Annotated in this window: 11 protein-coding genes and 1 riboswitch; of the genes, 3 read left to right on the top strand and 8 right to left on the bottom strand. The window is 60.3% G+C overall.

What is annotated here, in order from left to right; genetic code table 11:
- Positions 1–53: 53 nt before the first annotated feature.
- The 7 genes from glgX to glnT form a co-directional block, all read right to left on the bottom strand.
- Positions 54–2123 (bottom strand): glycogen debranching protein GlgX, encoded by a 2070-nt coding sequence (gene glgX, locus NF78_RS16065; RefSeq protein WP_035987879.1) that lies wholly within the window; start codon positions 2121–2123, stop codon positions 54–56.
- Between the two features lie 182 nt (positions 2124–2305).
- Positions 2306–2971, bottom strand: a complete 666-nt coding sequence (locus NF78_RS16060; RefSeq protein WP_035987877.1) for a hypothetical protein — start codon at positions 2969–2971, stop codon at positions 2306–2308.
- Positions 2972–3110: 139 nt separating this feature from the next.
- Positions 3111–4259 carry an aromatic ring-hydroxylating oxygenase subunit alpha gene (locus NF78_RS16055; protein ID WP_225885313.1) on the bottom strand — a complete coding sequence of 383 codons (1149 nt, stop codon included), beginning with the start codon at positions 4257–4259 and terminating at the stop codon, positions 3111–3113.
- Between the two features lie 101 nt (positions 4260–4360).
- On the bottom strand, positions 4361–5134 hold the full coding sequence (locus NF78_RS16050; RefSeq protein ID WP_035987875.1) for an ABC transporter ATP-binding protein: 774 nt from the start codon (positions 5132–5134) through the stop codon (positions 4361–4363).
- Between the two features lie 152 nt (positions 5135–5286).
- A complete protein-coding gene (locus NF78_RS16045; RefSeq protein WP_035987873.1) occupies positions 5287–6123 on the bottom strand; it encodes an ABC transporter permease in 837 nt (278 codons plus the stop codon).
- Between the two features lie 140 nt (positions 6124–6263).
- Positions 6264–7316: an ABC transporter substrate-binding protein gene (locus NF78_RS16040; protein WP_035987871.1), complete on the bottom strand. Its 1053-nt coding sequence runs from the start codon at positions 7314–7316 to the stop codon at positions 6264–6266.
- Between the two features lie 95 nt (positions 7317–7411).
- Entirely contained in the window at positions 7412–8773 is a 1362-nt protein-coding gene (glnT, locus tag NF78_RS16035; RefSeq protein ID WP_035987868.1) for a type III glutamate--ammonia ligase, read from the bottom strand.
- An 84-nt stretch (positions 8774–8857) separates the two neighbouring features.
- A riboswitch (guanidine-I (ykkC/yxkD leader) is annotated at positions 8858–8998 on the bottom strand.
- A 198-nt stretch (positions 8999–9196) separates the two neighbouring features.
- On the opposite strand from glnT, the gene NF78_RS16030 reads away from it, so the two are divergent.
- The 3 genes from NF78_RS16030 to NF78_RS16020 all read left to right on the top strand — a co-directional run bounded on the left by NF78_RS16030 (position 9197) and on the right by NF78_RS16020 (position 12369).
- Entirely contained in the window at positions 9197–9619 is a 423-nt protein-coding gene (locus tag NF78_RS16030; protein WP_035987866.1) for an Npun_F0494 family protein, read from the top strand.
- A 149-nt stretch (positions 9620–9768) separates the two neighbouring features.
- Positions 9769–11259 (top strand): cobyric acid synthase CobQ, encoded by a 1491-nt coding sequence (cobQ, locus tag NF78_RS16025; protein WP_035987864.1) that lies wholly within the window; start codon positions 9769–9771, stop codon positions 11257–11259.
- 183 nt (positions 11260–11442) lie between these two features.
- Positions 11443–12369, top strand: coding sequence for a carbohydrate ABC transporter permease (locus tag NF78_RS16020; protein ID WP_052050550.1), 927 nt, complete (start codon positions 11443–11445; stop codon positions 12367–12369).
- A gap of 77 nt (positions 12370–12446) precedes the next feature.
- Here the strand turns inward: NF78_RS16020 and NF78_RS28365 are convergent, their stop codons facing one another.
- The gene (locus NF78_RS28365; protein WP_052050549.1) at positions 12447–12833 is read right to left on the bottom strand and encodes a hypothetical protein; all 387 of its coding nucleotides are present in this window, start codon (positions 12831–12833) and stop codon (positions 12447–12449) included.
- Positions 12834–13148 lie beyond the last annotated feature (315 nt).

The following is a 13148-nucleotide window of genomic DNA, read 5'->3' as shown; positions in this document are numbered from 1 at the left end:
GGTAGCAGACCAGTGCCAGTACGAGTGAGCGGCTCGCTTTCCCACTAAAAGCCTTACCCCTGCGCTCGGCTCATGAGCACTACAGACGATCGCGCCCCGACCGGGTAGCGATCGCTCTCAAACACCGGGGCCTCTTCCGGGTAGCAAAAGTCCCTCGGCGGGGCCATCGATGTATCGACAATGCGGTGCCAGCGGTCACGCGGCCCCAGCCCCGGCAGCTCAAACATCAGCGGTTCCCAGTAGGCATTGAGCATGACGTGGATCTGCTCCTTGGCGTCGGGGTAGCGCAGGGTAAAGGCCAGGGTGCGTGAGCTTTCGGACCAGTCGGGTCGGTTGAGAGCGGTGCCGTGCCAGATGATGTGGGGCTCGTAGTGCCAGGTGTTGGTCACCCGCAGCAGGTGCTCCAGTTGAAACACCTTCAGATTCTGAATCAGGTGAATCAGCCCCTGGGTAAAGCGCAGCAGCGGTTGTTCCTTCTCCACTGCATCCCAGTTAAACCAGCTGATGTCGTTGTCCTGGCAGTAGGCGTTGTTGTTGCCGCGCTGGGTACGGCGCACCTCGTCGCCCATCAGCAGCATGGGCGTGCCCTGGGCCATAAACAGCAGCGTGAGAAAGTTCTTGATCTGCCGCTGGCGCAGCTGATCGACCTCGGGCGGGGCTGAGAACCCCTCTACCCCGCAGTTCCAGCTGTAGTTGGCGTCGGTGCCATCGCGGTTGTACTCGCCGTTGGCCTCGTTGTACTTCTGGTTGTACGACACCAGGTCGTTGAGGGTAAACCCGTCGTGGCAGGTGACAAAGTGAATGCTGCGGTTGGGCTCGCGGTTAGGCTTTTGGTAAATGTCGGGGCTGCCCAAAATCCGGGCCGCCAGGTCAGGTACACACCCCGTATCACCCTTGATGAACTGGCGCACATGGTCGCGGTAAGGGCCGTTCCACTCAGCAAAGCGATCGCCGATAAAGCTGCCCACCTGGTACAGCCCCGCCGCATCCCAGGCCTCGGCGATGATCTTGGTGCCGGCCAAAATCGGCTCCGACTCAATGTTCCACAGAATCGGCGGGTCCTCTAGGGGTTTGCCCCCCACATCCCGCGACATCACCGAGGCCAGGTCAAAGCGAAAGCCATCCACATGCATCTCAGATACCCAGTAGCGCAGGCTGTCGAGGATCATGCGGCCCACCACGGCGTGGTTGGGTGATAGGGTATTGCCGCAGCCGCTGTAGTTGGAGTAGTAGATGGGGTTGTCTTCGAGCATGTAGTAGGTCTTATTGTCGATGCCCTTAAAGCTCAGGGTGGGGCCTTCGTGGTTACCCTCCGCCGAGTGGTTGAACACCACATCGAGAATCACCTCAATCCCTGCCCGATGCAGCGCCTTGACCAGGTCGCGAAACTCGTTTACCGGCCCCAGGGGGTCTTTGCGGGAGCTATAGCCCCGGTGGGGGGCAAAAAAGCCCAGGGTGCTGTAGCCCCAGTAGTTCTCCAGGCCGGGCATAGCGTCCTGGGTGTCGAACTGGTGAATGGGCAGCAGTTCCACGGCGGTGACACCCAGCGCCTGCAGGTGGGGAATTTTTTCGATCAGCCCGGCGTAGGTACCCCGCTGCTCGTCGGGTAGCCCCGAGGAGGGGTGACGGGTAAAGCCGCCCACGTGCATTTCGTAGATGATGCTGCTGGAGTAGGGAATGTGCAAGGGGCGATCGCCCTGCCAGTCGTAGTTGCGAGTATCCACCACCACCCCCTTGAGGGCGGTGGCGCAGTTGTCGCCAGGGCCAATGGCGGCAGCGCGATCGTAGGTGTCGTCGCCGACGATGGCGCGGGCGTAGGGGTCGAGCAGCACCTTGGTGGCGTCGAAGCGGTGGCCGCGAGCCGGGTCGAAAGGGCCGTGGACGCGGTAGGCGTAGATCTGTCCGCTCTTGAGCCCCGGCACAAACAGGTGCCAGTAGTAAAAGGTGCGGTTCCACTTCGGGTCGAGGGTAATAACGCGGCTGGGCTGGGCCAGATCGTCGGCCTCAAACAGCAGCAGCTCGATGCCGGTGGCATGCTTGGAATAGAGGCAAAAATTCACCCCCACCGCATAGACGGTGGCCCCTAGGGGGTAACTTTGGCCGGGTAAGACTTTAGAGCTCATGGAGGTGTATAGCCAGGTCCAGCCCGGGATCTGGAGTTTCCCACCGGCAAAACTTCACTGCTGGACTGGAATTTTGGTTTAACCTACACCGAGAGTGAGCGAAATCGTCCTGTCTCAAGACTTAATTAAGCTCTGGGTGAATTTTTGATAACCATGTCCCCGGCGAAGGGCGCGATCGCAGCTCACTCCCAATCCATAGGGGTCCATTGGGGCGGGCTGCCCAGGCTGGCCTCGGTACCAAACTGGGGTTGCCAGGTGCCCTGGCGGCATTGCCAGGCCGTTGCCGAAAAAGCTGAGAAGGTCTCACCATCCTGAAGCGGGTCGCCCTGGAACGATTTTTCGCTGCGCGCCCCCCAGTGATGCACCACCACCGCCCAGTCCCCGGCCACCAGAGCCTGCCCCTGGCGCTGCTCCTGGTTTAGGTGCCGCCCCCGCACCGGGCCAGGGTGAATACGACACCAGTGTTCTACAAAGGGATGAGCCTTGCCACCGTCATCCTCGCAGGTGCCCTGTTCCACAAAATTGTCGGCATCGAGCCACTGGTAGCGGCTGGTGTCGGGCCACTGGCGGGGAGTCAGGGCAAAGCGATGGTGCCAGGTGCAGGTGGGAGGATCCTCTGTCCAGCTAAAGGTACCGGCAAAGCCCAGCAGGTCGGCGTCAAAGCGCGATCGCCAGTCCATGGACCGGTACCGCTCCGGCGTCAGCCGCCCGGCAAAGGGGGCACTGCGCACATCGGCAAAGTCAGTTTCAGCCTGGATCCACAGCACCGACTGGCTGGTTTCGACCGGGCCCTGGTCGAACTGAATAGAGCGGCGCTGCCAGACGCCGAGGAAGGGGTTGGGGGGCATGGGGAGGGGGGTGGGAGGGTAGGCGGGTGGATGGGTGAGAGGGTGGATGGGTGGGAGGGTAGAAGGGTGGGTGGGTGAAGGTGTGCCACCAGGGTTCCGCGTAGGGGCAAACGGTGTTTTGCCCAGCCTATTCATACCGCTAATCAGCCCCCCCAGCGGCGGCCAGGGCATTCCAAATCAGCTGCTGCTGGTGAATGATCCGCGATTCCAAACCATTCACTGGGCCAGGGGTGTAGGCACCGCTGGCGTAGCCCTGCTGCACGCTTTCGGTCAGCACCATGTCCTCCTGCATAAAGGCTTCAAATTCGGCTAGCAGAGTTTCCTTGGGCGGGCAAAACTCAGGGTCGCCGTAGATCTCCAGGGAAACCTGGCAAGACTCGACGGTGAGCGGCTCGATGTGCAGCCAGGCCAGCAGGCCGTTGGGCAGCCCCAGCAGGTGCAGGTTGGGGTAGATGCCGTAGGTAAAAAATCCGTCGCGGCTGCGGCCCTGGAGGGTGGGCAAGATGGAGTTTTCGGCCTGCCAGTCGGCGGTGGTGGGGGTGTAGAGCAGGTTGACGAAGGGTTCGAGCTGGTGCTGGTAGCGGCGAATCGGCCCCTGCACCAGGTGCAGGGTGGTGCGGTGGGCGATCGCCACATGGTAATCACACAGCGTATTGTCGTGGTAGTTCTTCCAGTTGCAGGCCACGGTGTATCGCTTGGCCACCAGGGGGTGGGTGGCGGCGGTGCGGTGCTGACCCAGGTGTTGGGGGATGCTGCCTAGAAACTCCACCAGGGGCGGGGCAGCGTCGTCAAAGCAGACGAACATAAAGCCCGACCAGGTCTCTAACCGCAGCGATCGCAGGGCGAAATCCTCCTTTTGAAATGACGGCGGGAACTGATCCTGAGAGGGCACCCCGGTCAGGTTGCCCGAGAGGTCGTAGACCCAGGCGTGGTAGGGGCACACCAGCTTTTGGCAGGGGTGAATGCCCGCCGGGGGCGACAAAATCGCCGCCCGGTGGGGGCAGAGGTTGTAAAAGGCCCTTAGTTCGCCCTCATGATCTCGAGTGATCAGTAGAGGAGTCCCCGCCACCGTCCTGGCCCACACCATCCCCGGTAGCAGCCCTTCGCTGTCGCCCGCGTAGAGCCAGGTGCGGCGAAAGATGGCCCGCTGCTCGATTGGGATCCAGGCAGGATTGGTGTAGTGGTCGGCGGTGAGCAAAAAGCGATCGGGCAGCCCGTGGGTCTCGGGGAGACCTGGCGACGACCCTTGGGGATCGGTTGTTGACCGCAGCGGCAGACTCGAAACCATGGCTAGATACTCTCCCCATCAGTACGCGCAGGGTGGGCACCGCCCACCATCAAACCAACACTTGTTTAGCTGTAGGGTGGGCAGTGCCCACCCTAACTAAATCAACCAACCAGGGCCGGAGCCGGTTTTCCCCGCAGCAGGTCCATGATGCCTTCGCGGGTGTCCTGAAAGGCGCGATCGCGGCGAATTGCATAGGTGCGATCGCCCGGCAAATCCACAAACACCTCCCGCTGAATGGTGCCGGGGTGAGCCGTCAGCACATAGATGCGCTGGGCCAAAAACACCGCCTCATCGACATCGTGGGTAATCATCAAAATGCTCACCCCGGTGCGGTTCCACAGGTCGAGCATAAACTGCTGCATGGTTTCCTTGGTCTGCACATCCAGGGCCCCAAAGGGTTCATCCATCAGCATGATTTTGGGTTGGGCGGCCAGGGTGCGGGCGATCGCCACCCGCTGCTTCATCCCCCCCGACAGCGCCTTGGGCAGCGCCTGGGCAAACCGGGTCAACCCCACCACATCTAAGTAATAAGACGCCTGCTCTCGTCGCTCCCGGCGGCCCACCCCCTGGAGCTTCAGGCCAAACTCCACATTCTTCTGCACCGTCATCCAGGGGTATAGGGTATAGCCCTGGAACACCATGCCCCGGTCAGCCCCCGGCCCCGTCACCGGCTGACCGTCCACCGTAATCTCTCCGCGGGTCGGACTATCCAGCCCCGCCACCAGCCGCAGCAGGGTAGACTTACCCGATCCCGACGCCCCCACCGCGCAGACGAATTCGCCCGTTTCTACGTGCATGTTGATGTCATCCAGCGCCAGCACCGGCCCCTGGCGAGTGTCGAACTGTTTGCGGAGGTTGTTGAGTTCTAAATGCATGATGGGTGAGGGGTAGGGGGTGAGGGGTAGGGGGTGGATGAGTGAAGGGTGAGGGGGTGGGTGAACCGTAGGGTGGGCAGTGCCCACCAGTGAACCGTAGGGTGGGCACTGCCCACCAGCCAGATCAGCGCGACAGACCAGTGGACTATTGCCTAATCCACCGCCCACTTGCAGGTGAGCTTCATCAAGTAGCGCAGGGATAGATCCAGGGTGAAGCCAATTACCCCCAGCACAATCAGACAGGCAAAAATATCGTCTGTGCGGAAGAACCGCTGGGCCTGGACGATCCGCCGTCCCAGCCCCGCCTCCGCCGCCACCAGTTCCGCCACCACCACCAGGTTCCAGGACGTCGCGATGTTGATGCGAAACGTGTCGATAATGTTGGGCACCACATAGGGGGTGATCACCTGGAACAACACCTGGAGCCGTCGCCCGCCCAGAGTATAGGTCGATTCCAGCAGATCCTTGGGCACAAACTTCACCGCATCCATAATCATCAGCACGTTAAAGAACACGGTGCCAATGAAAATCAGCATGATCTTCGGCTCTTCCCCCAGGCCCAAATAGATGATCAGCAGGGGAATAAAGGCCGGGGCCGGCATATAGCGAACCACCCCCACAATCGGCTCCAGCAGCGCACGAATGCTGGCAAAGGCCCCCATGGCAATGCCGATGGGCACCGACACCAGCGCCGCCGCCGAGAAACCGAGGGTCACCCGCATCAGGCTAGCAGCGGTGTCCTCCATTAGAAATCCATCGGTCCACAGCCGTCCTAGGGCCTGAGCCACCTCAATCGGCCCCGGCAAAAAGCGCGGATCGGTCAGGTTTAGACTGGCCAGCAGCCACCACAGGCCAAACGGCACCACGATCGACAGGGTCATCAAGCCCAGGCTGAGCGGTCGGGGAATGTCCTCCGCCAAGCGCCAAAAGACAGATGGCTTCAGGGTTTTAGCGCCAGGGGCAGCGGTTGGGGGAGCGGCGGTAGTCACAGCGGTTCTCCAGAGTTTAGGGCGTTAATCTGCGGCGGTAATTGGTGGCGACAATCTACGGCGGTAGCTGGCAGCGATGGCCCATGGTTCCATCCTCGACCGAGTGGTTACAGGGGGCTGCATCAGAGACTACGCCTGGGCTACTGCCCCTGGGCAAAGGCCTGAACAAACTGATCGTCAAAAATCGCCTCCAGGTCGGGGGCAGTGGGAATAAAGCCCACCTCCACCATGAAGTCCGTCATCACCTGGGCGGCGTAGGGCATGTGGACCATGTCTTCCCCATTGCTAAAGGCTTCGAGGTTGTCGTCCAGGGTGAACATACGGGTACCGGCGGTGTAGGTTTCAAACTCCTCAGCACTCACCCCAGCCCGTCGGGCCATGATGGCGGCCGCTTCCTCGGGGTTTTCCTCCATAAAGGCCAACACGTCAAACCAGGTGTTGATCAACGCCTGCACCTGCTCCGGTCGCTCGTCGATCAGGGTTTGGCTGGTCACCAACAGGTCGGGGATAGCGCCGGGATAGGCTTCCGAGGTGACAATCACCTGGCTACCCGGTCGGGTCAGCGCCGTTTCCCAAAAGGGTACCCAGCCCGCAAATCCTTCGACCTGCCCCGCCGCAAAGGCAGCGGCGGCGGCTCCGGTTTCCAGGTTCTGGATTTGCACATCGTCCCGGCTCAGCCCGGCATCCTGTAGGGCCAGGTTCATTAAAAAGTCGCCCACCACGCCTTCTTCCAGGGCGACGGTGCGGCCTTCGAAGTCAGCCATGGTTTCGATATCTTCAACGCCGATAATTTTGTCATTGCCGGCCGAGTTGTCGTTCACCAACACCACCACCATGCCGTTCGCCGAATCATCGACAAAGGAAATGGTGTCGTTCAGGGTTTGGCTGTTGGCGTCGAGTTGGCCTGCGGCCAGCGCCTGCATCGACTCCAGATAGCCGTCGAACCAGATCAGCTCCACGTTTGCGCCGTTGGCTTCAAATAGGCCCTCTTCTTCGGCGATCGCCCAGGGCCACCAGCCCGCCCAGTTGCTGTAGCCCAGGCGCACCGGCCTACCGTCGGTGGCCGTCGCGGGCGCGGTTTCTGCCCCATTGGTGGGGGCTCCGGTTTGGGACGCATCCGGCGTACAGCCAATGGCAATCAGCAGGCTACAGAAAAAGGCGGCGAGAAGGGGAAGAAAATTGCGTCGCTTCATGGTGTTACAGGCTCAGAACTACAAGAACTACACAACCGAAAAACTAGAATTGGCGAGCGATCGGGCTAACCAGCCAAAGGCCGCCTCACCCTGGGTTAAAAGAACTTCAGGTACCGCTTAATTTCCCAGTCAGAAATGTGGGTGTGGTACTCGTTCCACTCCTGACGGCGAAAATCGATGTAGGTCTGGTACATCAGTGGGCCCATTACGGCCTGGCTGAGCGGGTCAGCCTCAAAGGCGTCGATCGCCTCCTGCAGCGTGCGGGGCAGCATATCGATGCCCAGGGTTTTCAGGTCGCTCAGGGAATAGTTGTACATGTTTTCGGTGTGGGGGTCGCCAGGGTCAAGCCCCTCGGCGATGCCCTCCAGCCCGGCGGCGAGAATCATCGCCGCGCCCAGGTAGGGGTTGGTGGCAATGTCGGCGGCGCGGCACTCAACTCGCCCCCCCGCCAGGGGAATACGCAGCATGTTGGTGCGGTTGTTGTTGCCGTAGCAGATGTAGACCGGGGCCCAGGTAAAGCCCGACATGCTGCCCTGGCGCAGCAGCCGCTTGTAGCTGTTGACCGTGGGGCAGGTGACGGCGCAGATGGCCTTGGCGTGCTTTAGCACCCCGGCAATGAACTGGTAGCCCAGCGTTGAAAGCTTGCAGCCGCGCGGATCTTCGGCGTTTTCAAATAGATTCTGCCCGGTTTCAATGTCGGCCAGCGACATGTTGTAGTGGGCACCGCTGCCGGTGCGATCGCCAAAGGGCTTGGGCATAAAGCTGGCGAAATAGCCGTGTTTGCGGGCCACCTCTTTGACCATCAGCCGAAAGAAGGTGAGCCGGTCGGCCATGGTCAGGGCATCGCTGTAGGCAAAGTCGGTCTCGAACTGGCCGTTGGCGTCTTCGTGGTCAAAGGAGTACACGTCCCAGCCGAGCTGATTCATGTAGTCCACCAGTTCGCTCAGCCAGGGGGCGTTGTCGAGCAGGCTGGGCAGGTCGTAGCAGGGCTTGGCCAGGTGGTCGCGATCGCTCACCGGCCCAAAGCTACCGTCGGCATTTTCTTTGAGCATAAAAAACTCGGTTTCGATGCCCAGGTTAAAGGTAAACCCCATCGCCGCCGCCTTGGCCAGCATCTGCTTGAGAATGGTGCGGCAGCAGGCCTCAAAGGGCTGGCCCTTGAGGTATAAATCGCTGGCGAACCAGGCGATCTCGGGCTGCCAGGGCAGCACCGTGGCCGTGGCCGCATCGGGCATCGCCGCCACCTCCTCATCGCTGATCGCCTGGGGCACCCCGTCGAGGGCCGCGCCGGTAAACAGCTCCGAGCCCGCCATCATCTGGCCCAGATGGGCGATCGGCACCATTTTGGCCTTGCCCATACCGTGGATATCCACGTAGCTGGCCAGGGCGTACTTAACGCCCTTAGCCTCCAGGGAAGATTTCAGCGCCTCAATTTCAGGGGTGAGCGGGTGGGCCATAGGTGAGTCGGGGTGGATGGATAATTGGGTGGAAAAGCGGCATCAAAACAACAGCCCGAGAGAATGGCAAAGCGAACTTTGCTATCCTCCCGGGCTTTTATCCCGCCGTGTACCAGAGGCTAGGAGCCCTGCCATTGCAGCAGAAGCAGTACCTGTCTGGCGGCTTCTCTTGGACCAGACGTCTTGCCACTCGTGGGGCAAACCGGAACCCTAGAAGCCTTTTGGCCATTAGATGGCTATTAAAACTGGTTGATTGTCTAGGGGATTGAGCTGACCGTTGATGTACCTATAGGCTTAGCAATTGCTTAAGGATTAGAAAGTAACCGCTGCTACTAAACCGCCCTTTCTTCGGATCTTTAGCTTTCTTCCGCGTTTGTCGATGGATTAAACCTACAATTTAAGGCAGTCATCATTTCTGAACCCATGGCCCCAGTTATGTCGGACCCAGCCATTGCCCTGCGTTACCCCAGGCGATCGCTAAGGCGGGCCGAGCGCGCCTTTCGGTGCTCCCCCTTTCGGCTCGATCTGTTGGGGGACATGCGATCGCGCAGTATTTCCATTCGTCAAGTCTGTGGGCCAGCGGGCGTCAAAAGCCGCTACAGCCATCGGCCCCTAGCCGAGCTACGGGCCGAAAACGAAATGATGTGGCTGATCGCCGTTGGCCTGCTGCGCCGCGAAGTAGATGGCCAGGGCCTCACCGATAGCTTTCGCCTCACCCCCATGGGCCGCCAGGTATTTGAGCAGCTATCATTGCTTAGCCCTGCCCAGTATCGCCCCAGCCTGGGCGATCATTTCTATAATGCGTGGTGCCGCTGGGTACGATGGCCCTACGGACTCGGTCTTTGACCCGCCCCCAGCCGCCGATAGGGCTACTATTGTCCTGACGGGTTGTGTTGTTCCTGAAGAATCTGCCAAAGGAGAGGCTGTAGAGCAGGCATCAGCCCATACTACAGCCCCACAGTCAGCAACATTCTATTCAACTTTGGAGACGCTCCATGCGCGCCATCATGGTAGTGGGAACAGCCTCCCACGCAGGCAAGTCCCTAATTACCACAGCCCTGTGCCGTATACTCAGCCGCCGGGGCTGGCGAGTCGCGCCCTTCAAAGGGCAAAATATGGCCCTCAACTCCTACGTCACTACCAGCGGCGGCGAAATGGGCTACGCTCAAGCGGTACAGGCCTGGGCCGCAGGGGTTTCTCCCCAGGTGGAAATGAACCCCATTTTGCTCAAGCCCCAGGGCGATATGACATCCCAAGTCATTCTCAAGGGCCGAGCGGTGGGGCGCACCACCGCCACCCAGTACTACGAAAATTTCTTCGACCAGGGCTGGCAGGCGATTCAGGAAAGCCTCACCCGCCTCGCCCAAGACTTTGACTTTTTGGTTTGTGAGGGGGCCGGCAGCCCCGTTGAGGTCAACCTCAAGCACCGCGACCTCACCAACATGCGCATCGCCAAACACCTCAACGCCCCCACGGTGCTGGTGGCCGATATCGATCGCGGCGGCGTCTTCGCCCACATTGTCGGCACCCTAGAGCTGATGGAGCCCGACGAGCGCGCCCTGGTCAAGGGCATCATCATCAACAAGTTTCGCGGCCAGCGCGAGGTGCTTGAACCGGGACTACAGTGGATCAAAGAGCGCACCGGCATTCCGGTGCTTGGCGTGGTGCCCTGGATTGAAAACGCCCTGCCCGCCGAAGACTCCCTCAGCCTGCTCGATCGCACCCCCGGCAGCAAAAAGCAGGCCGACATCACCATTGCCGTCATTCGCCTGCCCCGCATTTCCAACTTCACCGACTTCGACCCCCTGGAGGCCGAGCCCAACGTGCGGGTGGTCTACCTCAGCCCGAAGGAAAAACTCAGCTACCCCGACGCGGTAATTATCCCCGGCACCAAGACGACGATCGCCGACCTGCTGATCCTGCAGCGCACTGGCATGGCCGAAGAGATTCAAAACTACGTGGCGGCGGGGGGGACCGTCATGGGCGTCTGCGGCGGTTTTCAGATGATGGGCCAGTTTTTGGCCGACCCCGAGGGCATTGAGGGCCACGAAGGCCGCTTCCCGGGGCTGGATCTCTTCCCCCTGCGCACGGTAATTACCCAACAAAAAATTGCCCGTCAGCGCACCGTTAGCTCTCGCTTTCCCCAGGAAGGGCTGCCGGTGTCGGGCTACGAACTGCACCAGGGCCGCACCCAGCTCATCCTCTCCGAAGGCGAAGACCAGAATGGCACTAAGTTTGAGTTTCTCTTCGAGGACCGCAGCCTGGGAGTAGTGGATGCCAGCCAGTCGCTGTGGGGCACCTACCTGCACGGCATCTTCGACAACGGCCCCTGGCGTCGAGCCTGGCTCAACCGCCTGCGCCAGCAGCGGGGGCTGGGGTCGCTGCCCACCGGCATCCCCAACTACCGCGAACAGCGCGAGGCGGTGTTGAATGAGTTGACCGAAGCGGTGAGCGAGCATCTAGATTTAACGCCACTGCTGGGGTAACCAAACTTGGGCATCCCTTCAGCTCAGATGTCGTTGATGTCTAGGGATAGCCTTTAGTATCGAGGCGGCTCCGCCGCAACTGCGCTGTCGATCGAATCCACCAAAGTTTGACTGTGAATTCAGGTGCAGCCACTCTAGCTATCCGCATTCGGTCAGAGTTAATCGAGCTTTATCAGTTGATTGATGATTACATCTTCTCGTCCTGCTTCGGCCAAACCTCGGATCACAGCCTTTAGCCTTCCCCAGTGGGTGATTCCCTACCTGTTTTTGCTCCCCGCCCTGGCGGCCCTGGGGATCTCGGTCTTTTGGCCAGCGCTGCGGGCGTTTTACCTCAGCTTTACCACCTTTGGGCTGGACCTGACGGCGGCCCCCACCTGGGTGGGCACCGCCAACCTGGAGCGACTCATGGTTGACCCCATCTTCTGGCAGACGGTGCGAAACACTCTCGTCTACCTGGCTGGGGTAGTGCCCATTTTGACCTTCGCGCCCCTGGGGCTGGCCATTTTGGTCAACCGACAGCTCAGGGGCATTCACTGGCTGCGGGTGGCCTACTATTCACCCGTGGTGGTGTCGATGGTGGTGGCGGGCATTGCCTGGCGCTGGCTCTACGCCGAGACGGGACTGTTTAACCAGGTGCTGAGAAGTCTGGGGCTCACCGAGAACGGTATTCCCTGGCTGACCAGTCCGGCCCTGGCCCTGTTTAGCGTCATGGCGGTGACGGTGTGGAAGGGGCTGGGCTACTACATGGTGATCTACCTGGCGGGGCTCCAGGGCATTCCCCAGGACCTGTACGAGGCGGCAGCCCTGGATGGCTCCGACGGCTGGCGTCGCCACTGGGATATTACCCTGCCGCTGATGCGGCCCTATCTGGTGCTGGTGGGGGTAATCTCGGCGATCGCAGCCACCAAGGTTTTCGAGGAAGTTTACATCATGACCCAGGGCGGTCCGCGCCACAGCTCCAAAACTGTGGTCTACTACATCTACGAGCAAGCCTTTCAACGGCTGGAAATCAGCTACGCCTGCACCCTGGGGCTGGCGCTGTTTCTGGTGATTTTGGCGCTCTCTGCCCTCCAGCTAGCGATAAACGACAGGACTAAACCCGTGGTCTAGCCCTGTACCGCGACGCTGCCCCTGGGCCCGATCCCGGACTCCTTCAGCAGAGCCTGGCCTACTTCAGGCGATCGCCCCTAAGCCACCTTAATTGGTTGGGCCAGGTCCAAGCGGCTGACCTGTACGTCATAGACTTCCACGTGGGTCGTCCCTTCGGTGTGCAGAGCCAGTTCAATCAGCTGATCGAGCAGCTCAAGGGTGTCCACCTGACCACTGAGAATCACCGCCGATCCCCGCTGCTTGACCGATAACTGCTTGACCGCAGATCGCCCTAACCGTTCACAAAAGCCGATCTGAATCCGCTTGGCCAAACCGTAGTGATCGTACTCGCCGCCGGGTCCTACGCGCTCAGGGGGAATAGCCGCCAGCCCAGCGATCGCCTGACTGATGTAGTCGGGACGGGCATAGCAAACCCCGCGAATGGTATGCCCCGTTGCCACTAACGATTCTACGACTTTAGCCATCTGCGCCTTACCCCTCTGCCTCTGAGAAAATACCAGCACCTACAGCTATGAACCCGCTACGGATTCGCCTCAAGGCAAGACCTGAATCAACGCTCACAGTAGATGCAAAGGCAATACCATCAAGTTCACGCTCAGTCGTCAGCAAACTTGAAGATATTATAAAGTACTTTACGCGTTCCCCAGCTAGATTAAGTAGCTTTTACAACCATTGCAGAACTTAATTCAGGTCAAGTTCACCAAGCCTTGGTACTGGCTCATAAAGGCTTTACAAAGTAGTTTGACCCAGGGACTTAGAAAAAGTTCCTGGGAGAAAAG

Origin of the sequence: Leptolyngbya sp. KIOST-1, from assembly GCF_000763385.1 — a bacterium.
In the GTDB taxonomy this organism is placed as follows: domain Bacteria; phylum Cyanobacteriota; class Cyanobacteriia; order Phormidesmidales; family Phormidesmidaceae; genus Nodosilinea.
This window is presented reverse-complemented; position numbering and strand designations above follow the sequence as displayed.

What these genes read in the sequence shown, in the direction of transcription:
- NF78_RS16040 (WP_035987871.1), bottom strand. Translation starts at nt 7,316, where the DNA reads ATGAAGCGACGCAATTTTCTTCCCCTTCTCGCCGCCTTTTTCTGTAGC.
- cobQ (WP_035987864.1), top strand. Translation starts at nt 9,769, where the DNA reads ATGCGCGCCATCATGGTAGTGGGAACAGCCTCCCACGCAGGCAAGTCC.
- glgX (WP_035987879.1), bottom strand. Translation starts at nt 2,123, where the DNA reads ATGAGCTCTAAAGTCTTACCCGGCCAAAGTTACCCCCTAGGGGCCACC.
- NF78_RS16020 (WP_052050550.1), top strand. Translation starts at nt 11,443, where the DNA reads ATGATTACATCTTCTCGTCCTGCTTCGGCCAAACCTCGGATCACAGCC.
- NF78_RS16050 (WP_035987875.1), bottom strand. Translation starts at nt 5,134, where the DNA reads ATGCATTTAGAACTCAACAACCTCCGCAAACAGTTCGACACTCGCCAG.
- glnT (WP_035987868.1), bottom strand. Translation starts at nt 8,773, where the DNA reads ATGGCCCACCCGCTCACCCCTGAAATTGAGGCGCTGAAATCTTCCCTG.
- NF78_RS16055 (WP_225885313.1), bottom strand. Translation starts at nt 4,259, where the DNA reads ATGGTTTCGAGTCTGCCGCTGCGGTCAACAACCGATCCCCAAGGGTCG.
- NF78_RS16030 (WP_035987866.1), top strand. Translation starts at nt 9,197, where the DNA reads ATGGCCCCAGTTATGTCGGACCCAGCCATTGCCCTGCGTTACCCCAGG.
- NF78_RS16060 (WP_035987877.1), bottom strand. Translation starts at nt 2,971, where the DNA reads ATGCCCCCCAACCCCTTCCTCGGCGTCTGGCAGCGCCGCTCTATTCAG.
- NF78_RS28365 (WP_052050549.1), bottom strand. Translation starts at nt 12,833, where the DNA reads ATGGCTAAAGTCGTAGAATCGTTAGTGGCAACGGGGCATACCATTCGC.